This is a genomic window from Kribbella alba, from assembly GCF_039529635.1.
GTDB lineage: Bacteria > Actinomycetota > Actinomycetes > Propionibacteriales > Kribbellaceae > Kribbella > Kribbella alba.
This window is the reverse complement of sequence record NZ_BAAANE010000005.1, coordinates 178,677-199,206: the sequence shown is the minus strand read 5'-3', so window position 1 is coordinate 199,206 and position 20,530 is coordinate 178,677. Positions and strand designations below refer to the sequence as shown.

The window sequence follows — 20,530 nt, the reverse complement described above, 5'->3', positions numbered from 1 at the left end:
GGGGCGCGGGGAACTCAGAGGGGCGGCACTCAGTCCTTGAAGGCGTCCTTGACCTTTTCGCCGGCCTGCTTCAGGTCGGCCACGGACTTCTCGCCCTGGCCTTCGGCCTGCAGGTCTTCGTTGTCGGTCGCGTCGCCGACCTTCTCCTTGGTCTCGCCCTTGGCGCTTTCGGCGGCGTTCTTGATCTTGTCCCCGATACCCATCGCTTCCTCCTGTGTGGTGCCGGATCTGACAAGGCTCCGGTGCCCAGCCCGGCGCATCCCATTCGCCTTCTTGCTATCGGCCTCTTGTAATCGTTTTCGCCACCGGCAGCGGCGGTACGGCGTACCTGTCCGGCCTCACCGCCGGGAGCACCGCCGCCCAGCCCGCGTGCGGCAACGGCGACGTCTTCCTCACCAGCTTCGACGCCGGAGGCACCGAGAAGCAGTTTGTCTCCGGGTACCGAAGGCGCATGCGGTTGCGACGTGGTAATCCCGACAAGCCGGGCCTGACCAGGCGCCGGCGAGGCAAGGGATTCGGCTATCTCGATGCCGAAGGCAACCGGGTGACCGACGCCGAGATCCTCGACCGGATCCGCATGCTGGCGATCCCGCCGGCCTGGAAGGACGTCTGGATCTGTCCCTACCCGAACGGCCACATCCAGGCCGTCGGCACCGATGAGGCCGGGCGCCGGCAGTACCTGTATCACGACGAGTGGCGCATCGCGCAGGACACGGACAAGCACGATCGCGTCCGCCGCCTGGCCGACAAGCTGCCCGAGTTCCGCCAAGCGGTGGACCGCGACCTCTGCGCCGAGGGCCTCGGCCGGGGCCGGGTGCTTGCGGTCGCACTCCGCATGCTCGACCACGGCGTCTTCCGCACCGGCAACACCCGGTACGCCGAGGAGTACGGGAGCCGGGGAGCCGCCACACTGCTCCGGAAGGATGTCCGGGTCCGCAAGGGCAAGCTGGCCTTCGACTTCACCGCCAAAGGTGGCATCCGGCGCACGCTCGAGCTGGACGACGACCGGCTGGTGGCGGCAGTGTCCGCGCTCAAGCGCAGCCGGCACGGCAATCCGCGTCTGCTGATGTACCGCGACGAGAGTGGCTGGCACGAGATCGACGCGACCCTGATCAACGAGCGGTTCCACGAGCTGGTCGGCGACGAGTACACGGTGAAGGATCTGCGGACCTGGACCGCCACGGTGCATGCGGCGGTGGAGCTGGCCGAGGCCGATCCGCCGGAGACCAGGAAGGCTGCCAGATCCTCGGTGAAGTCGATGCTCGAGGAGGTCTCCGATCACCTCGGCAACACCCCGACGGTGGCCCGGGTCTCCTACGTGGACCCGCGGGTGATCACGGAGTACGAGCAGGGTCACACGATCGCCCGCGCGATCTCCCGGACCGGTTCGGACGACCTCGGCGACACCGAAGTACGGGAGACGCTGGAACGTTCGGTCGCGCGGCTGGTGGCGGACAGCGACGAATAGCCGGTTCCGGCGCGTGCGGCCAACCCTGTGCCAGCACCGCCGAGCTGATTGCGGGACACCTCACGGGGTACTTGGCGAGCAGCGTGAAAGGAGATCGACATGCCCGCAGGATCGAGCAAGAAGCGCGAACGGCAGTACGAGCACATCAAGGCCGGACTGAAGCAGCGCGGCCGCAGTGAGGACACCGCCGAGGAGATCGCAGCCCGCACGGTGAACAAGGAGCGGGCCCGGTCCGGCGAAGCCAAGACGGCGAGCCGCAGTTCCACCAAGGACATCTCCTCCGGCCGCCGCGGCGGACTCCGCTCGCACAGCGGTTCGCAGGGCCGTACCAAGGACCAGCTCTACAACGAGGCCAAGCAGAAGAACGTCAAGGGCCGCTCGAAGATGAGCAAGGCCGAGCTGGAGAAGGCCGTCGCCCGCTAGCGGCAGCCATTCGTAAGGGAGCTGTGCTACTCACCCCTAGAGGAGCCGTTGTGCAACAAGTCGACGCCACCCCGCTGAGCGACGAGGAGTTGCAGGGCCTCGACGCGTACTGGCGAGCCGCGAACTACCTGTCGGTCGGGCAGATCTACCTGCTCGCGAACCCGCTGCTCAAACAGCCGCTGCGGCCCGAACACATCAAGCCGCGGTTGCTCGGTCACTGGGGTACGACGCCGGGACTGAACCTCATCTACACCCACCTCAACCGGGTGATCCGGCAACGGGAACGCCAGTTGATGTACGTGATCGGTCCGGGCCACGGAGGTCCTGCGATCATCGCCAACACCTGGCTCGAGGGCAGTTGGACTGCGACCTACCCGAACACCACGCAGGACGAAGCGGGGATGGGCAGGTTGTTCAAGCAGTTCTCCTTCCCCGGCGGGATCCCGAGCCATGTCGCGCCCGAGGTACCGGGCTCGATCAACGAGGGCGGCGAGCTGGGGTATTCGCTCAGCCACGCGTACGGCGCCGCCTTCGACAACCCGGAGCTGGTGGTCGCGTGCGTCGTCGGCGACGGCGAGGCGGAAACGGGGCCGTTGGCAACTTCGTGGCACTCGAACAAGTTCCTCGATCCCCGGCGGGATGGCGCGGTGCTGCCGATCCTGCACCTGAACGGCTACAAGATCGCCAACCCCAGCGTGCTCGCGCGGATCGGCGACGAGGAACTGACCAGTCTGCTGCAGGGATACGGCCACGACCCCTATCTGGTCGAGGGGTCCGAGCCGGCCGAGGTGCACCGGGCGCTGGCCGCGGCCATGGACAAGTGCTTCGACCGGATCGAGGAGATCCAGCTGGAGGCCCGCACTACGCAAGGAACGCCGACCCGGGCCGCCTGGCCGATGATCGTGCTGAGGACACCCAAGGGCTGGACCGGCCCGCACGCCGTCGATGGTGAGCCGGTCGAGGACACCTGGCGGTCCCACCAGGTGCCGCTCTCGGGCGTCCGGACGAACGACGAGCACCTCCACCAGTTGGAGGCCTGGCTGCACAGCTACCGGCCCGAGGAACTCTTCGACGACGACGGAAGGCCGGTCGCCGCGGTGGCCCAACTCGCGCCGAAGGCATCCCTGCGGATGGGATCCAGCCCGCACGCCAACGGCGGACTCATCACCCGGGCCCTGGAGCTGCCACCCGTCGCCGAGTACGCCGTACCGGTGAAGGCGCCGGGAGCCGAGGACGGGGAGCCGACCAGGGTGTTCGGGGCTTTCCTGCGCGACACCATCGCGGCGAACGCCGAGTTCTCCAATCTGCGGATGGTCGGGCCGGACGAGACGGAGTCGAACCGGCTGAACGCGGTCTACGAGGTCACCGGCAAGGCGTGGCTCGCCGACGTGCGCGACACCGACGTGAACCTCGCGCCGGACGGCCGGGTGATGGAGATCCTGAGCGAGCACACCTGCCAGGGTTGGCTGGAGGGGTACCTACTCACCGGCAGGCATGGCTTGTTCTCCTCCTACGAGGCGTTCGTGCACATCGTCGACTCGATGGTCAACCAGCACGCCAAATGGCTGAAGACGGTGAACCGGCTGGAGTGGCGCCGGCCGATCCCGTCGCTGAACTATCTGCTCACCTCGCACGTCTGGCGGCAGGACCACAACGGGTTCTCGCACCAGGATCCGGGTTTCATCGACCACGTGGTGAACAAGAAGGCCGAGGTGGTCCGGGTCTACCTCCCGCCGGACACCAACACGCTGCTGGCCACGATGGATCATTGCCTACGGACCCGCAACTACATCAATGTCGTTGTCGCAGGCAAGCAACCGCAACCGAACTGGCTGGACTGGGAGGCTGCCGCGCTGCACTGTGCGCGCGGGATCGGTGTCTGGGACTTCGCCAGCAACGACGACGGCGATCCCGATGTGGTGATGGCGTGTGCGGGTGACGTGCCGACGCTGGAGACGATGGCCGCGGTCGATCTGCTCCGCGAACACCTTCCCTCGTTGAAGATCCGGGTGGTGAACGTCGTCGACCTGATGCGGCTGCAAGCTCCGAACGAACATCCGCACGGACTGACCGACGCCGCGTTCGACTCGCTGTTCACGACCGACAAGCCGGTGATCTTCGCCTACCACGGCTATCCCTGGCTGATCCATCGCCTCACCTACCGGCGCACCGGGCACGACAACATCCACGTCCGCGGATACATCGAGGAAGGCACCACGACGACGCCGTTCGACATGGTCGTGCTGAACAACCTGGACCGGTACCACCTGGCGATGGACGTGATCGACCGGGTGCCGGCGTTGCGGACCCGGGCGGTGTCGGCGCGGCAGTTCTTCGCCGACCAACGGACCCGGCACTGGTCATACGTCACCACCTACGGCGAGGACCTGCCGGAGGTCCGGAACTGGCGCTGGGGTCAGCGCGGATGAACCTGCTGATCGTCAACGCGGGCTCTTCCAGCCTGAAGCTGCGGGTGCTCGACGCCTCGGACCAGGTGATCGACGAACAGGACATCGCGGACTGGGACGGATCACCGGACCCGCTGGAGTCGCTGAAGGCCGATGCCGTGGTCCACCGTGTTGTCCACGGCGGTGATCGCTTCGACGGCCCCGCGCTCGTGGACGACTCCGTCGTGGCAGCGATCGAGGAACTCGTCCCGCTCGCGCCGCTGCATCAACCACGCGCACTCGGGCTGATCCGAGCCAGCCTCCGCGGTGACCGTCCGGTCGTGGCCTGCTTCGACACGGCGTACCACCGGACGATGCCTGCGGCGGCCGCGACCTATGCCTTGCCGGCCGCCTGGCGGCGCCGCCACGGGCTGCGGAAGTTCGGCTTCCACGGCCTGTCCCACCAGTACGTCGCCCGCAGGTCCCCGGAGGTGCTCGGACGGGGACTGCCGCGGCTGATCAGCTGTCACCTCGGCGCGGGTGCCTCGCTTTGCGCGATCGCCGACAGGCGGTCGGTCGATACGACGATGGGGTTCACACCGGTCGACGGCCTGGTGATGGCCACCCGGTCGGGCTCGGTCGATCCAGGGCTGCTGATGTGGTTGCAGACGTCGGCAGGCTTCGCGGCGGACGACATCAGCGACGCACTGGAGCATCGGTCCGGGCTGCTCGGGCTGAGCGAGAAGTCCGGCGACCTCCGCGAGGTGCTGGCGAACCTGGACGATGAGTCGTGTCGCCTGGCCTTTGACGTCTACGTGCACAGGATGACCGGCGAGATCGCGCGGATGGCCGCGGCGCTGGGTGGGGTGGACGGGATCGCCTTCACCGGCGGTGTGGGGGAGCACTCGACTCCCCTCCGTGCGGCGGTCTGCCGTCAGCTGGAGTGGCTGGGCGTCGTACTGGATGCGGAGGACAACGAACTGTCGGCGCCGGTGATCAGTTCTCCGGGTTCGGCTGTCGGGTTGTGCGTGATCCCGAGCCGCGAGGACCTCACGATGTCCGCGCAGGCGCGCGAACTCCTTGGGTGAGCTCGTCGCGAAGCCGCTCCAGGATCCCGCGCAGCAGCCGCGAAACCTGCATCTGGCTGACCCCCAGCTCGTTGCCGATCTCCTCCTGGGTGAAGCCGGCGCAGAACCTGAGCTCGAGAATGCGGCGGTCGCGGTTGTCGAGTTCTGAGACGACCGGGCTCAAGGTGTGGACGTTCTCGACCAGTTCGTAGCCGTCCTCGGCGGCCGGGACGCTCTCGATCAGGCTCGCCCCGCTGTCCGACGCTCCCGGCGCGTCCAGTGAGAGGGTGCTGAAGCACCCCCGGACCGAGCTCGCCTCGGCGACCTCTTCGGCTTCGGTGCCCAGCGCCTCGGCGGTCTCCCGGTCGGACGGCAGATGACCGAGCTTCTGGGTCAGTTCGGGTTCGGCGGCGGCGATGCTGCCCTGCATCTCCTGGACCCGCCGCGGTGGCCGGACGGTCCACGCACAGTCACGAAAGTACCGTTTGAGCTCGCCCCGGATGGTCGGTACGGCGTACGCGAGGAAGGCGGTCGCCGCATTCAGGCGGTAGCCGTTGACGGCCTTCACCAGGCCCAGGTACGCGACCTGCTCCAGATCGTCGGAGTCGACGCCCTTGCGGCGGTAGCGGGATGCGATGGAACGGGCGACCGGGGTGTTCAGGATCACAACCTCATCGAGCAGTTGCCGACGCCGCGGATCGCGAACGTTGTCTGCTTCTTCGAGCAGTTCCTGGGTGGTCTCGGCGATGCGCTGCTTCGTCTCGACAGCGCTGACAGGTGCGATGGTCACGGTGAGAAACCTCGTCGTGTCGTCCTGCGGTGGGTGGCGTCAAGGCTGAACCACTTGTGTTCCACCAGATCAAAGTCGCGCGCCTGAATCAAGCCCCCGCGTGTTACGGGTGTTTTAAAAGGGGGCACCGGACCCCCTGTGGAGAAGTTTCCCGGCGCCGAGCAGTGGGTGCCCGACGGGGGCGGCCTGCGGAAACTCCAGGCCGCGCTGAAGGACTGCCGAGGTTGCGATCTGTGGGAGTACGCCGAGCAGGCGGTGCCGGGCGAGGGGCCGGCCCGAGCGCGGCTGATGCTCGTCGGCGAACAGCCCGGCGATGTCGAGGACAAGGAGGGCCATCCGTTCGTCGGACCGGCCGGCCGCTTGCTCGACAAGGCGCTGGTCGAGGCCGGGATCGATCGCGGCGACGTCTACCTCACCAACGCGGTCAAGCACTTCCGGTTCGAGCGCCGCGGCAAACGCCGCATCCACAAGACGCCGTCCGTCGGGCAGATCGTTGCCTGCAGCCCCTGGCTGGCCGCGGAACGGGCGATCGTGAAGCCTTCATTGGTGGTCATCCTCGGCGCCGTCGCTGCGCGTGCCCTGATGGGCCCGGGATTCAAGGTCACCGAGCGGCGTGGGCAGCCCGTTGAACTGCCGGACGGGACTGCCGCGGTCGCGACAGTCCATCCGTCCTCGGTGGTGCGCTCGGAGGAGTACCGCCGCGACTTCGGCCTCTTCGTCGACGATCTCCGCGTCGCGGCCTCGCTGCTGCCCTGATCCGCCTTGCGGGCCTTCAGATACCCGACCTGCGGAGCTCGGGCAGCACCTCGTCGCGGTACAGCTTCATCATGTCGACGGAGTGCGGGCCCATGTTCGCCACGTAGATCTCGTCGAACCCGGCCTCGACGTACGGCTCGAACGCCTCGACATGGTGGTCCGCCTTGGAGCCGCAGGTCACCGACTTCGCGGTCATCTCCTTGGTGACCAGTTCGCTGGCCTGCTCGAAGTGGCGCGGCGACGGCAGCACCTGCGACAGTTCGCCCGGCAGACCGGAGTTGCGCCAGATCCTGTGCGCCTGCTCGATGCCCTCCTCCTCGGTGGGGGCGTAGCTGACCTTGAACCCGGCCTGGGTCGGCTTGTCGCCGCCGCCGTTGTTGCGGAACCGCTGCCGGAGTTCCTTGTCCGGTGAAGTGCTGATGTAGCCGTCGGCGATGCGCGCTGCGACGTCAGTGGCTTTGGGGCCGAGACCCGACATGTAGATCGGTAGTGCCGAGTCCGGCTTGGTGTAGATCCGTGCGTTGTCGACGGTGTAGTGCTTGCCGTAGTGCGAGACGAACCCGTCCTCGGTCCACAGCCGGCGCATGATCTCGACAGCTTCCTCGAGCATCTCCAGCCGTACGTCGAGGGTCGGCCAGGGGTCGCCGAAGATGTGCTCGTTCAGCGCTTCGCCGGTACCGATACCCAGCGTGAACCGCCCGTTCAGCAGGACAGCACTGGTCGCGGCGGCCTGGGCGATGACAGCCGGGTGGATCCGGACCGTCGGGCAGGTGACCGCCGTGGTCACGGGCAGATCGCAGACCTGCGAGATCGCCCCGATCGAGGACCAGACGAAGGCGCTCTGGCCTTGCTCGTCGTTCCACGGATGGTAGTGGTCGCTGATCCACAGGCCGTCGAAGCCGGACTCCTCGGCCAGCCGGGCCTGTTCGATCAGTTGCGCGGGGGTGTACTCCTCGCTGGACAGGAAGTAGCCGATCTTCACGTCGCCTCCAGATGATCGCTGGCTGTACCCGGCCCGGTGCCCCTACGGATCCCAGGCATTCCTGCCGCGACTTTCCTGTTCTGCGCCGCACTTTCCTGTGATGGGCACCGTTTGCGGCGGGTGGGGCCGGGCACCAGAGAGGGAGAGAAACACGGGGAGTCAGTCGCCGGGCCGCAGGCCGGTCCGGCCGTCGAGAAAGGAACGGCCATGGGCCTAGTGCTCTGGATCATTGCGGCGATCCTCGTCATCGCGGGGATCGTCTCGCTCGTCCGCGGGCAAGTCCTGATGGGTGCCGCCCTCATCGTCGTAGGCCTGCTGGTGGGCCCCGGCGGCGTCAGCATCTTCACCTGACCCCAGTCGCGTAGGAACGTCCCCGCGGAGGTGGGATCTCACCCCCACGGGGACTCAGGCCTCTGGAGGCTCCTCGAGCCTCCGGGGGCCGCTGCGCGTGAAGCCTGCTTGAGGAATGTCAGGCTTGCTTGAGGAAGACCCTCACAGCGGCTTCCATCCGAAGTCCTTCGAGCTCGTCGATCTGTTCCTGGGCGTCGGCGATGTGCTCGTCCAGCTCCTTCGCGGAGAACCGCTCGTCGTCGTCCGCCAGCCGCCGAAGCACCCGCCATCCGCAGGCCTTGCCCTCGACGGCGAGCCGCAGACCCTCCAGTTCGACCACGTCGCTCAGTGGCGACCGCCTGATCAGTTCGCCGTTCGGCTTGAACCGGCCCAGCTTCTCCGCCATCCAGGCACCCGCGTTCTTGACCGGATCCGGCTTGCTACCGATGGCCTTCAGATAGCTCTCTAGCGCCGACCGCTCGGCCTCCACCTTCTCCACCATCCCGGCCAGTACCGTCCGGACGAGGGGATCGGTCTGCTGGTCCGCCGCCCGCTTGAACAACTCGATGCCGGCAGCCGAGCCGGCGTAGTGATCCTGTAGATAAGTCCCGAGTCGTGCCTCGTCGATCATCGGTCCTCCTGAATCGGACCTGAGTGGTCCCTCTTTCGTGCGCCGGTACCCACCGTGCGCCGGTTCCAGACCGTCACCTCGAAACCTGACAGACCGTGTCACGTTTGGCTGGTGGAATGTTCGTCGTACCGGCGACGAGGAGGCGCGATGAGGGAGTGCTGTGCGGTCGTGGACCTGCGGCAGTACACGCTGCACCCAGGGCAGCGGGACAAGCTGATCGAGGTCTTCGACGAGGCCTTCGTCGAGGGGCAGGAAGACCGGGGGATGCACATCTGCGGGCAGTTCCGCGATCTCGACGACCCGGACCGGTTCGTCTGGCTGCGCGGGTTCACCGACCTGGATGCCCGGGCCGAGGCGTTGAACGGGTTCTACTACGGCCCGGTCTGGAAGGCGCGCCGCCAGGAAGCCAACGTCACGATGAAGGACTCCGACGACGCCTTGCTGCTCACGCCGATCGAGCTGGGCCCGGGCTATCCCGCCCTGGGCTCGCCCCGGCCGCCGCTCCATGCGACCGAGATCCCGCGCTCGGTGATCGCCGGTGCCGTCTATCACCGCGGCTCGGCCGACGACGGGTTCGCTGAGTTCTTCAACGACCGGATCGTCCCGGTCCTGACCGGCACGGGCGCGGTGCTGACCGCGACCTTCGAGACACTGGCGGCTGAGAACAACTTCCCGGCGCTACCGCTTCGGGACGAGATCGTGCTCGCGTGGTTCGCGACGTTTCCGAACGATGCCGCGTACGACGAGCATCGGCGCCGGCTGGCCGCGTCCCGCACCTGGCAGCGCGAGGTGCTCCCCGAGATCGTCTGCCGCTCGGTCGCCGCGCCCCAGGAGTTGCGTCTCCGACCCACTGCCCGCTCCCAGTTCCGTTGAGGTCTCGCCCAGCGAGACAAGGAGCGGAGACAGGACGACGGTTCGCGCCTAGTATCTTTCGCGCGGAAAGAAACCGTCCGATCTGCTGCTGCGAGGCCTCGATCCAATGCTGACCCCACCCCACCACTCCGGTCTGGTGACACCCGGTTCGATCAGTCACACCGGCCCGGCGCCGGACTTCTTCGAGGGCGCGTTGCTGGGCAACGGCGGTCTGGGGGCGGTCGTCACCACTCGCCCGGATGCGGTCGTCGTGCATTTCGGGCACAACGAGGTCTGGGACGTCCGGGTCGAGGAGGGGCACGCCGACGGCATCGGGACCTTCGCCGAGGTGTTCGCGAAGGTCGCGGCGATCGATCCCGGCCTCGACGAACTGACCGACGACCCGTGGTTCAAGCAGTACAACGACCTGGTCAGAGCCAGCTACGACCTGCCGTTCCCGCGGCCGTTCCCCTGCGGTTCGCTGATCCTCGGCTTCGATCCCCGCCGGGTCGAGGTGCTCGGCCACAGGCTGGAGCTGGCGACCGCGGTCTGCCAGATCTCCCTGCTGGTGGAGGGCGTCCCGGCCGAGGTCGAGGTCTTCCTCGCCCGGGACGCCGACCGCCTGTGGGTGAGTTCCCGTACGCCGGTGTTCGACCGGATCAGATTGCTCCCCGACCCGGTGGGCCTGATCCCGGACCCCCGCACAGGCAGCTCCGGCCCGGGACCTGAGCCGCTGCCGCCGTCCAGCGACTCGCACCCGGCCATGGAGGCCCTTCCGAACGCGATCACCGATCCGCTCCCCTACGCGGCGTCGCGCAGGTCGGCCCCCTCGACCGGCGGGATGCTCGCGTTCCGGCAGGTCTTGCCGACGCTCGATCCAGCGGCCGAGGACAACGCCTTCGTCCTCACGGCAACGATCAACGCCGAAGTGCGCGAGGGATCGCGCCCAGGCATCGACGGCGGACCCCACCCCGACGGACCCCTCCAGGTCAGTCTGCCGAGCACGCCGGACCTCCTCGTCGCCGTATCCCTGGTCCACGGCACCGCCGGCGGAACCACCCAGCCCGAACTGGTTGACCTCGGCAACTATCAGCCGGATTACCAACGCTCGGGCGAGTTCTGGGCGTCGTACTGGGCAGCGTCGGGGGTGGAGCTGGCGGATGAGTTCCTGACGGACCTCTGGTACCGGAATTCCTACTTCCTGGCTTGTGCTGCGGCACCGGGCAAGGCGTGCCCCGGCCTCTTCGGACCTTGGTCGTACCGGCGGATCGGCAGCGACTGGCACGGCGACTATCACCTGAACTACAACGTCCAGCAGCCGTTCTGGGGTGTCTTCTCCAGCAACCACCCCGAGCTGCACGAGCCGTACGTCTCGATGGTCGACCACCTGCTCCCACTCAGCCGCGAATGGGCCGGCCAGTACTACGGTTTGCGCGGCGCGGCGTTCCCGCACTCGGCGTACCCGGTCCGGATGACTGTGAATCCGTATCCCGACCCGTCCTGGGGTTGGGAGGTCTGCGAGACGCCGTGGGCCGTGCAGAGTCTTTGGTGGCAATACCTCTACACGCAGGACGCGGACTACCTGCGGGATCGCGCGTTCGGACCGTTGAAGGAGGCAACGCTCTTCTTCGTGGACTACGTGCTGTCGTCCACCGAGCGCGGCGGCTTCGAGGACGGTCGGCTGCACGTCTTCCCGACGGTGACTCCCGAGCTTTACGGCCTGCGTCCCGGGTTCCGGTACAACGCCGACTGTGTGGTGGATCTCGCCCTCGGAAGGTTCCTCCTGAACGCCTTCACCGAGGCAGCTCGCATACTGGAACGCTCGCAGGACGAGGTGGCACTGCTCAGCCAGGTCGACGATGTGCTGCGGCGCTTGGTCGACTATCCGACGAGCAGCGAGGTGATCGTGTCCACGCCGGGCGAGGATCCGGCCATCGTCTACAACGTGCCGGTCGCGGCGATGCCGGCCTTCCCGGCCGAACAAGTCGGTCTCGGCAGCGAGCCGGCTGAGCTGGAGCTGCTCCGACGAACCTGGCGGAACCAGACGATCGAGGGCGGCAACGAACTCGTCTTCGCCGCGCTGCAAGGAGCCCGGCTGGGCATCCTCGACCTCGAGCGGTTCAAGCGCGACGTGCGCTACTGCCTGCTCCCCAACGGTACGGCGACCGACCGGGTGCGGGCGGTCCACGGCCGGTATGACGACACCCTGTCGTTCGACTTCATGAGTCGTGGTGGGATCTGGGTGGAGAACTTCGCCCTGCCGGCGGTGATCAACGAGTGCCTCCTCCAGAGCTACGACGGCGTACTGCGGCTGTTCCCGAACTGGACGGGCGATGCTTCGTTCACCACCTTGCGGGCCGCCGGCGCCTTCCTCGTCAGCGCGAGCCGGCGGGCCGGTGTCGTCGAGGAGATCCGCATTCTCAGTGAAACCGGTTCGGGACTCCAGCTCGAGATCCCCTGGCCGGGCGGTGCCCTGCTGACCACCGCGGGGTCGACCGAGAAGGTCGAACCAGGCACGACCCGACTGACCACCGAGGCCGGGCAGAGCCTGGTCTTCACGCCGCTGGATTAAATGCGTTGCGGGGTTCAGCGCGAACCTGCATCCTGAAGCTGCTTGTGCAGCTACGAGTGCTGCCTGACCGAAGGAGGGCTGAACGGATGTCCATCACTGTGTTGCGGCATGCCCGCTTCAGCCTCACCTCTTTCCTCAGGAGCACACCTGATGTCTTCCGACGTCTTTCGTACCGACCGGCAATTCGAACAGTTCACTGATCTGGAACCGCGCTGGGCCGAACTCACCAGCGACGAGACCGAACCAGACCCCGCCGACGCCTTCGTCTTCCGCTTCCAGGAAGTGGACGAACAGCTGGGCCCGGATCAACGGTGGTCGACCTGGCTGGATGTCGAGCGCGGTTCTCGCGGCCCGGATCCACGACCCGACTGGGTAGTGACGGAACAGGCGGCGATCGATACCGAGCTCGGCATCCTCAAAACCGGCAAGGAAGCCGATGTCTTCCTGGTCGAACGAGCTGTCGACGCGATCGGCGACAACCCGTCGCGCAGCTCGCTGTTGGCGGCCAAGCGGTACCGCAGCGAGGAACACCGTTCCTTCCACCGAAGTACGTCGTACGTCGAGGGCCGGCGGACTCGCAACAGCCGCGACAGCCGGGCGATGGCGAAGAAGACGGCCCACGGCCGCAGCGTCGCCGCCGGGCAATGGGCCTACGCCGAGTGGGACGCGCTCTGCCGGCTCTGGACGGCGGGTGTCCCGGTGCCATACCCGGTGCAGGTGGATGGCACTGAGCTGTTGATGGAGTTCATCGACGACGGCGACGGCGGTGCCGCGCCGCGGCTGGCGCAGGTCCGGCCCGGCAAGGATTTGCTGGCGTCGTACTTCGAGCAGCTGCGCGAAGGGATGCGGGAGTTGGCCACGGTGGGGTTGGCCCACGGGGACCTGTCGCCGTACAACGTGCTGGCGCAGGGCGACCGCATCGTCCTGATCGACCTCCCGCAGGTGGTCGACATCGTCGGCAACCCCAAGGGGATGGACTTCCTCCTCCGTGACTGCCACAACATCGCCACCTGGTTCACCAACCGAGGCCTCGAGATCGACGAGCAAGAGTTGTTCGCCGACCTCCTCACCATGGTCTTCTAGCCACTGATGGCCCGCTGGAACGGGGGAACCAGCGGGACCAGGCGGTCGGGGTGGGCGTCGACGAGGCCGTCGACGTGGTTGCCTGCCTCGATCCGCTGGTAGGTGTGAAGGCGGGAACGACCCGCGCGGCGGATCATTTCGGCGTACACGTCGGAGTCCTGCGAGATCGGCAGCAGGCTGTCGAAGGTGCCGTGCAGCGTGACCAGCGGTCGGCCGATCTTCCCGGTGAGGGCGATCCGCCGTACGGCCCGCTGTGCCGCTGGGCGGGAGGCGTAGTCGTAGTCGGCCTCACTGCCCTGGTACGCCGGGTCCAGCTCGGCCGCGTAGATCCGCTGGGTCAGCTTCCAGTAGACCGTGTAGTGGTAGTCCCAGAGGAAGTCCGACCGTGGATCGAAGCCCGCGGCAACGATCTGCGACGGCGAATGTTGCTCATAGCCCCGAATCGCCGGCGGCAGGAATGTCAGCAGGTTCGGGCCAGTGACGGTCCACAGCGTCCCCTCGAGGTCCACGCCTCGCGTATAGAGCTCCGGGTGGTTCTCCAGTTGCCAGCGGACCAGGTAGCCGCCGTTCGAGAGGCCCGCGGCAACCACCTCGCGGGGCTCCCGGCCATACCGCTGTGACACGACCGCCCGTGCAGCCCGGGTGAGCTGTGTCGTCCGGAGGTTCCACTCCACGATCGCGTCACCGGGCTTCACCCCGTCGGTGAAGAAGTTCGCGCCTGTGTTGCCCTTGTCGGTCGCCGCGAACGCGTACCCCTTCGAGAGCACGTAGTCCGAGATGGCCTTGTCATTCGCGTACTGCGCCCGCACGCCGGGTGATCCCGCCACGACGAGTCCGCCGTTCCAGTTGGCCGGCAAGCGCAGGACGAACTGCGCGTCGTGGTTCCACCCGTGGTTCGTGTTCGTGTGCGAGGTGTCTGGGAAGTACCCGTCGATCTGCACGCCCGGAACCCCCGACTGCTGCGGAAGCCCGGCCTGCGTCAGCCCCGCGTAGTCCGCCGGATTCGTATGCCCTGACGCCACGGTTCCGGCCGTCGTCAGATCATCCAGGCAGGCAACCTCCTGGTGCTCCGCTCCTGGCACCCGCAGTCGCGGACACCCATGAGCCTCAGCGGGCAAGGTGAGGCCACCGGCCAGAAGCAGTACCGCAAAGGACAGAGCGAGGCGGCGCATGAGAGGTCCTCCCAGGATCGGCTGCGCGCAACGCTAGAAGTCCACCCCACTTCACAGACAGGGGCTCAGACCACACAACGACCCACCCGCGGATGGGATGTCAGGACACCGCCTTCGCGGCAGCGCGACCCGCAGTACGGCCGCTGAAGAGGCAACCGCCGAGGAACGTGCCTTCGAGTGAGCGGTAGCCGTGGACGCCGCCGCCACCGAAGCCGGCCACCTCGCCTGCCGCGTAGACCCCGGGCAGCGGCGTGCCGTCGGTGCGCAGCACTCTCGAGTCGAGATCCGTCTGCAGGCCGCCGAGGGACTTGCGGGTGAGGATGTTCAGTTTGACCGCGATCAGCGGGCCGGCCTTCGGGTCGAGGATCTTGTGCGGCGAGGCGACCCGGATCAGCTTGTCGCCGCGGTAGTTCCGCGCCCCCCGCAGTGCGGTGATCTGCAGGTCCTTGGTGAACGTGTTGTCCATCTCGCGATCCCGGGCGACGATCTGCCGCTCCAGTTCGGCGGGGTCGATCAGGTCCTCGCCGGTCAACGAGTTCATCCCGCGGACCAGGTCGGCCAGGTTGTCCCGGACGATGAAGTCGGCACCCTTGTCCATGAACGCCTGCACCGGCGCGGTCGCACCGCCGCGGGCCCGGCCGAGCACGCCCCTGATGTCCTTGCCGGTCAGGTCCGGGTTCTGCTCCTGCCCGGACAGGGCGAACTCCTTCTCGATGATTTTCCGGGTGAGCACGAACCAGCTGTAGTCGTAGCCGGTCGAGGCGATGTGCTCGAGCGTGCCGAGGGTGTCGAACCCGGGGAACAGCGGCACCGGCAGGCGCTTGCCGGTGGCATCGAACCAGAGCGACGACGGCCCGGGCAGGATCCGGATCCCGTGCATCGGCCAGATCGGGTCCCAGTTCCGGATTCCTTCGACGTAGTGCCACATCCGGTCGCGGTTCACGTACCGGCCGCCGGCCGTCTCGGTGATCGCCAGCATCCGGCCGTCGACATGCGCCGGTACGCCGGAGATCATCTGCGCGGGTGGCTTCCCCATCCGGGCCGGCCACTGTTCGCGGACCAGGTCGTGGTTGCCGCCGATCCCGCCGGAGGTGACGATCACCGCCTGGGCGGTGAGGGTGAAGTCCTCGACCTCGGCCCGGGAACTGGCGACGCCGCGAGCCACGTCGCTCGCCTCGAGCACCTTGCCGCTAACGCCCTCCACCACCCCACCCGTGACGGTCAACTCGTCCACCCGGTGCCGGAACCGGAACTCCACCAGGCCCTTGGCGACGGCTTCCCGGACGCGGCGCTCGAACGGTGCGACCAGACCAGGTCCGGTGCCCCAGGTGATGTGGAACCGCGGCACCGAGTTGCCGTGGCCGTCGGCGTTGTAGCCGCCGCGCTCGGCCCATCCGATCACGGGGAAGAACCGAACGCCCTGGGCGTGCAGCCACGCGCGTTTCTCCCCGGCGGCGAAGTCGACGTACGCCTCGGCCCACTGCCGGGCCCACTGGTCCTCGTCGTCCAACCGGTCGAACCCGGCCGAGCCGAGCCAGTCCTGCCAGGCGAGGTCGCGGGAGTCCTTGATTCCCATCCGCCGCTGCTCGGGGGAGTCGACGAACATCAGCCCGCCGAACGACCAGAACGCCTGCCCGCCGAGCGACGCCTCCGGCTCCTGGTCGAGCAGCAGCACCTTCTTGCCCGCATCGGCCAGTTCGGCGGTGGCGGCCAGCCCGGCCAGCCCCGCTCCGACGACGATCACGTCAGCGTCCATCAATCCATCCCCTCAGTCCGGTCGTCCATGTATAGCGGACACCAACCAGCGATGGACGGAAATGCACAGACTTGCAAGAATCGGCGGTGTGACGATCCTTTCCGCGCATGAGCTGGTGTTGCCTGCCGCTTCCTTCGGCCCTGAGAACCCCCTACCGCCGATGACGAGGAACCGGGAGCACGTCCCGCTGGGGAATCTCGCCGACCTGCCGGTGGAGATGCGGCAGAACGTCGAGTACGGCCGACTGGAGAACGCGCTGCCGTGTCTCACCCAGGACAGCTACGACCGGAGGCTGGTCGAACGCCCGATCCCCACCTTCGTGCTGGAGAACGACCACCTGCGGGCGACCGTCCTGCCGGGACTCGGCGGCCGGCTCTACTCGCTGGTGCACAAACCGAGCGGCCAGGAACTGCTCTACCGCAACCCCGTGCTCCAACCAGCGAACCTCGCCCTCCGCGATGCCTGGTTCGCAGGCGGCGTCGAGTGGAACCTCGGCAGCACCGGCCACTGGACCGGCACCTGCGCCCCGATGCACGCTGCCCGTGTCGAGGGCCCCGACGAAACCCCGGTCCTGCGCTTGTGGGAGTGGGAACGCACTCGTGGCTTGGTCACCCAGGTGGACTTCTGGCTGCCCACCGACTCCGAGTTCCTGTACGTCGGGGCGCGGATCCAGAATCCGTCGAGCGAGACGGTCCCGGCGTACTGGTGGTCGAACATCGCCGTCGAGCAGTCGCAGGGCACCCGCGTGCTCGTCCCGGCCGACCAGGCGTGGAAGCACGGCTACGGCAACCGCCTCGATCTGGTCGACGTACCGGTGCAGGACGACGTCGATCTGAGCTATCCGATGCGGCATCGCCGGGCGATCGACTTCTTCTTCGAGTTGCCGCCGGAGCAGCGACCGTGGATCGCGGCGCTCGACGCGGAGGGCAATGGCCTGGTGCAGACGTCCACCGCTCGCCTCCGGGGCCGGAAGATGTTCGTCTGGGGCGAGAGTCGAGGAGGTCACCGCTGGCAGGAGTGGTTGTCGCCAGGGCTGCAGGGTCACGGCTACTGCGAGATCCAGGCGGGTCTGGCCCGAACCCAGCTGGAACACCTTCAGTTGCCTGGAGCAACCGACTGGCACTGGCTGGAGGCTTATGGTCGGCTCGACACTCATCCAGCCGTCGCGCATGCCGAAAACTGGGGAACTGCCCGCGCGGGTGTCGGCGAAGTACTGGAGTCGTTGCTGAGTGCAACTGAATTGGCAGCGAGGGAGCGGGACTGGTTGTCCGTCGCGGACGAGGTGCCGGTCGAGAACTTGTTCGCTGGTTCGGGCTGGGGTGCACTCGAGCTGCGGCGGACCGGGTGGAGGGTGTCACCCGGGACGCCGTTCGCCGAGGAGACGATGACCGAGCGCGAGCGCGCCTGGTTGCCTGTCCTTGACGGCAGGTTCCCGGAGGTTCCTTGGCAGCAAGCGCCGGACGGAACCCTGGTGGGTTGGCGCGAACTGCTGGAAGCCGTTGAGGACGACAACTGGCTGAGCTGGTACCACCGCGGTGTCGCCCGGTGGTACGCCCGTGACGAAGAGGGCGCGATCGATGCGTGGCGGCAATCCCTTGCCGCCAAGGAGAATCCCTGGGCTCTGCGTAATCTCGCGATCGCAACCGGCAACCAGTCGCACTGGGAACGCGCGGTCGAACTGAACTCGGCAGAGCTGCCGCAGTTGCTCGCCGAGGCGGTGAACGCCTGTCTGGAGTCCGGGGGAGCGAAGGGGATCTTCGCGCAGGTAGGAGGGACCCGGACAGACCCGCGGGTCCGCGTCGCGCAGGTCCGCCTGCTGCTGCGGACCGGCGACCCGGCGGGCGCGGAAGCCCTGCTGGACGAGGGAATCGAGCTGCCCGGACTTCGCGAGGGAGAAAACGACTTGGCCTCCCTGTGGCAGGAGACCCAGCGCCGACTCGGCACGAACCGACCGGTCCCCCGAAAGTATGAATTCGGCATGTTTGGTGACGACTGAGGACTCATTTGCCGGAATCGGGGAACTGGCGCACCCCAGCTGGCGTCGAACTGGTGTGCGGCAGATGGCCGCGCGGAAAGTTCGAGAACGACGACCGCCGTAGCGGGCGGCACGTCGGGGGTGAGTGCCATGTTGACTGTCGTTGTATTCGGTGGATTCGGCTTGGTGCTGCTGGTCACGGCATGCATCGTGGCGGACGTGGTCGCGGGAGTGAGGCGTCGCGATCACACCGGAGAGGAAAGGACCGCAGGCCGGGTCATCCGGGTTCGGGGACCGGTCCGTGGTCTGTCGGGAAACGGTGCGCCGGCGGCGTACGTCGAGGTCACCGTCGAGTACTACACCCGGCACGGCGAGGGGCCGTTCGAGGTCCAGCGCAGGATGCCGGCGAACAGCAGGAACATCTACGCCAAGGACGATCGGGTGATCGTCAGCTATGACGTCCGGGCGCCGCGCAGGGCCCGGGTCGCGGGCCGGGTCAGCCACTGGCCGCAGGGCGGCCCGCGATCATCGACGCCGATCCCACAACCTTAGACACGTCCCAGAGACTGCTCTGAGCCGTCTCTGAGCCGCTGCTCGTATCGATCCCTCGCCTCGAAGGCGGGGGCCTTCTGGTTCTCGGGACCTGCCTCAGGGCAGGTGGGGCTCCAGCAGCCGGTGCAGCGTCGGCCGCCCTCGGGACAGCACGTACTCCGCGTCCTCGGCCGGCAGGCGATCGGCCAGATGCGCCAACGCCTCGCCCATAGCGATCGTCAAGGTGACGGTCATCCGGAACTCCCGGCTGTCGCGGGCACCGAAACGCAGACTCAGCAGTTCCGCGAACTCGCCCGCGTGCTGGTCGTCGAACTCCCCGGGCGTGGCCTCCAGTTCCGGATCGCCCAGCCCGCTCAGCACCACAGCGTGGAAGCCGGGATCGGTGCGGTGCATCTCCCGGAAGGTGTCCAGCGTGACGTCGACGGCCTGCCGCCAGTCCTCCACCACCGCGAGCCGCTCGCGGACCGTCTCGGTGTAGCGGCGCTGGTTGCGGCGCTCGATTGCCTGGACCAGGGTTCTCTTGTCCGGGAAGTACCGGTAGACGCTGCCGACCGCGATCTCCGCACGTTTGGCGATGCTGCTGGTCGAGGCCGCGTCGTACCCGCGCTCGACCACCTCGGCACAAGCCGCGTCGAGGATCCGCTCGACCTGACGGCTGGCCCGGTCCTGGGTCGGCGTCCGCCGCAACGGGTAGGCGGCCTCGCCCCCCGCTCCCTGCGCTTCCCCAGTAGAAGTGGTGACCATGGGGTCATTGTGCCCCGCTAGGGGGACAACGTTGCCAATTCGGCCTTCGTTCATTTCGAGTCATTTCGAAGGGCTCTTCGCGATGACCTCCGAGGGTCACCACGGACTTCCAGGTGGCAGGGATAGCCGCACGGACGACAGCGACTTCGTCGCCCAGTTGCCTGGCCACACCCCCGTACGATGCAACCCGGTGGTAGGACCGGTCTGGTGCCGGTGAAGCAACGTCCTGGAGAGGTGAGCGCAACATGTCGGAGCACGTGGTCGATGTCAGCTGGAGTCGTGGTGAGCACGAGTTCACCTACGACACCTACAGCCGCGATCACCACTGGCACTTCGACGGCGGTATCACCGTGCCCGGGTCCGCCAATCCGGCGTACCTGGGCAATCCGGGGCCGGTCGATCCGGAAGAGGCCTTCGTGGCGGCGCTGTCGTCCTGCCACATGCTCACCTTCCTCGCGATCGCGGCGAAGAAGCGGTTGGTGGTCGACTCGTACGACGACCATGCGGTAGGGGTGATGGCGAAGAACGAGGCCGGGCGGCTGGCGATCACCCAGGTGACGCTCCACCCGAAGATCACGTTCGCGGGCCAGACCCCGGACGCTGAGGCACTGGAGCGGATGCACCACCGGGCGCACCTGGAGTGCTTCATCGCCAACTCGGTCACCACCGAGGTCATCGTCGCCGGCTGACACGTCACGGCGCCGAACAAAAAGAAGCCACCCGGCTGGCTGCCCTGAGCCTCGCGCAATCGGCGTCAGGACAGCCAGCGGGTGGTTCGGTGTCCCGCTCCCGCGCGGGACACAGGGGTGACGGAGCAGACGGCGCCTCGCATCAGGGCGCCTCTTGCGTCATGCGACGTCCGTGCGGTCTACCTCGGTGGGGAAGACCGTCCGGGTGCGCCGCCTGCCCGTCCGTCCGGTTCGCGCCTCTACTGCTCGGCGGCGGCGTCGTTCCGGTCGTCTGCAAGGGCCTCTGAGGCCGGGATTTCGC

General features: G+C 67.5%; 19 protein-coding genes. 12 read left to right on the top strand and 7 right to left on the bottom strand.

Annotated features, from left to right (window positions below):
* Positions 1-29: 29 nt before the first annotated feature.
* A complete protein-coding gene (locus ABD210_RS16190; RefSeq protein ID WP_344112309.1) occupies positions 30-203 on the bottom strand; it encodes a CsbD family protein in 174 nt (57 codons plus the stop codon).
* A gap of 248 nt (positions 204-451) precedes the next feature.
* Between ABD210_RS16190 and ABD210_RS16185 the strand changes: the two genes are divergently transcribed.
* The 4 genes from ABD210_RS16185 (at position 452) to ABD210_RS16170 (ending at position 5,366) form a co-directional block, all read left to right on the top strand.
* On the top strand, positions 452-1,468 hold the full coding sequence (locus tag ABD210_RS16185; protein ID WP_344112307.1) for a DNA topoisomerase IB: 1,017 nt from the start codon (positions 452-454) through the stop codon (positions 1,466-1,468).
* Positions 1,469-1,567: 99 nt separating this feature from the next.
* Positions 1,568-1,891, top strand: a complete 324-nt coding sequence (locus ABD210_RS16180) for a plasmid stabilization protein (protein WP_344112306.1) — start codon at positions 1,568-1,570, stop codon at positions 1,889-1,891.
* Positions 1,892-1,941: 50 nt separating this feature from the next.
* Positions 1,942-4,320, top strand: coding sequence for a phosphoketolase family protein (locus ABD210_RS16175; protein ID WP_344112304.1), 2,379 nt, complete (start codon positions 1,942-1,944; stop codon positions 4,318-4,320).
* The gene (locus ABD210_RS16170) at positions 4,317-5,366 is read left to right on the top strand and encodes an acetate/propionate family kinase (protein WP_344112303.1); all 1,050 of its coding nucleotides are present in this window, start codon (positions 4,317-4,319) and stop codon (positions 5,364-5,366) included. The genes ABD210_RS16175 and ABD210_RS16170 overlap by 4 nt, the downstream gene beginning before the upstream one ends.
* On the opposite strand, the gene ABD210_RS16165 is transcribed toward ABD210_RS16170, so the two are convergent.
* On the bottom strand, positions 5,329-6,135 hold the full coding sequence (locus tag ABD210_RS16165; RefSeq protein ID WP_344112300.1) for a sigma-70 family RNA polymerase sigma factor: 807 nt from the start codon (positions 6,133-6,135) through the stop codon (positions 5,329-5,331). The genes ABD210_RS16170 and ABD210_RS16165 overlap by 38 nt on opposite strands.
* A 138-nt stretch (positions 6,136-6,273) precedes the next feature.
* On the opposite strand from ABD210_RS16165, the gene ABD210_RS16160 reads away from it, so the two are divergent.
* On the top strand, positions 6,274-6,891 hold the full coding sequence (locus ABD210_RS16160; protein ID WP_344112299.1) for a UdgX family uracil-DNA binding protein: 618 nt from the start codon (positions 6,274-6,276) through the stop codon (positions 6,889-6,891).
* Between the two features lie 16 nt (positions 6,892-6,907).
* Here ABD210_RS16160 and ABD210_RS16155 read toward each other — a convergent pair whose 3' ends face one another.
* On the bottom strand, positions 6,908-7,873 hold the full coding sequence (locus ABD210_RS16155) for a TIGR03557 family F420-dependent LLM class oxidoreductase (RefSeq protein WP_344112298.1): 966 nt from the start codon (positions 7,871-7,873) through the stop codon (positions 6,908-6,910).
* A gap of 207 nt (positions 7,874-8,080) precedes the next feature.
* Between ABD210_RS16155 and ABD210_RS16150 the strand changes: the two genes are divergently transcribed.
* Positions 8,081-8,224, top strand: coding sequence for a GPGG-motif small membrane protein (locus tag ABD210_RS16150; protein WP_344112297.1), 144 nt, complete (start codon positions 8,081-8,083; stop codon positions 8,222-8,224).
* A 118-nt stretch (positions 8,225-8,342) separates the two neighbouring features.
* Here ABD210_RS16150 and ABD210_RS16145 read toward each other — a convergent pair whose 3' ends face one another.
* A complete protein-coding gene (locus ABD210_RS16145; RefSeq protein ID WP_344112296.1) occupies positions 8,343-8,834 on the bottom strand; it encodes a hypothetical protein in 492 nt (163 codons plus the stop codon).
* 147 nt (positions 8,835-8,981) lie between these two features.
* Here ABD210_RS16145 and ABD210_RS16140 point away from each other — a divergent pair, with 147 nt between their 5' ends.
* The 3 genes from ABD210_RS16140 (at position 8,982) to ABD210_RS16130 (ending at position 13,341) form a co-directional block, all read left to right on the top strand.
* Positions 8,982-9,707, top strand: a complete 726-nt coding sequence (locus ABD210_RS16140) for an NIPSNAP family protein (protein WP_344112295.1) — start codon at positions 8,982-8,984, stop codon at positions 9,705-9,707.
* A 106-nt stretch (positions 9,708-9,813) separates the two neighbouring features.
* A complete protein-coding gene (locus ABD210_RS16135; RefSeq protein ID WP_344112294.1) occupies positions 9,814-12,258 on the top strand; it encodes a glycosyl hydrolase family 95 catalytic domain-containing protein in 2,445 nt (814 codons plus the stop codon).
* A 150-nt stretch (positions 12,259-12,408) separates the two neighbouring features.
* Positions 12,409-13,341, top strand: coding sequence for a serine protein kinase RIO (locus tag ABD210_RS16130; protein WP_344112293.1), 933 nt, complete (start codon positions 12,409-12,411; stop codon positions 13,339-13,341).
* On the opposite strand, the gene ABD210_RS16125 is transcribed toward ABD210_RS16130, so the two are convergent.
* Both ABD210_RS16125 and ABD210_RS16120 read right to left on the bottom strand, forming a co-directional pair.
* Complete coding sequence (locus tag ABD210_RS16125; protein ID WP_344112290.1) at positions 13,338-14,513, bottom strand: tannase/feruloyl esterase family alpha/beta hydrolase; 1,176 nt, start codon at positions 14,511-14,513, stop codon at positions 13,338-13,340. The two genes, ABD210_RS16130 and ABD210_RS16125, sit on opposite strands and share 4 nt — an antisense overlap.
* Before the next feature lie 100 nt (positions 14,514-14,613).
* Positions 14,614-16,269 (bottom strand): FAD-binding dehydrogenase, encoded by a 1,656-nt coding sequence (locus ABD210_RS16120; RefSeq protein WP_344112289.1) that lies wholly within the window; start codon positions 16,267-16,269, stop codon positions 14,614-14,616.
* A gap of 88 nt (positions 16,270-16,357) precedes the next feature.
* Between ABD210_RS16120 and ABD210_RS16115 the strand changes: the two genes are divergently transcribed.
* Together ABD210_RS16115 and ABD210_RS16110 are read left to right on the top strand one after the other, a co-directional pair.
* Positions 16,358-18,265: a DUF5107 domain-containing protein gene (locus ABD210_RS16115; RefSeq protein ID WP_344112288.1), complete on the top strand. Its 1,908-nt coding sequence runs from the start codon at positions 16,358-16,360 to the stop codon at positions 18,263-18,265.
* Between the two features lie 129 nt (positions 18,266-18,394).
* Entirely contained in the window at positions 18,395-18,796 is a 402-nt protein-coding gene (locus tag ABD210_RS16110; RefSeq protein WP_344112287.1) for a DUF3592 domain-containing protein, read from the top strand.
* 96 nt (positions 18,797-18,892) lie between these two features.
* Here ABD210_RS16110 and ABD210_RS16105 read toward each other — a convergent pair whose 3' ends face one another.
* Complete coding sequence (locus tag ABD210_RS16105; protein ID WP_344112285.1) at positions 18,893-19,540, bottom strand: TetR/AcrR family transcriptional regulator; 648 nt, start codon at positions 19,538-19,540, stop codon at positions 18,893-18,895.
* Positions 19,541-19,785: 245 nt separating this feature from the next.
* Between ABD210_RS16105 and ABD210_RS16100 the strand changes: the two genes are divergently transcribed.
* Entirely contained in the window at positions 19,786-20,229 is a 444-nt protein-coding gene (locus ABD210_RS16100) for an OsmC family protein (RefSeq protein ID WP_344112283.1), read from the top strand.
* Positions 20,230-20,530: the final 301 nt, after the last annotated feature.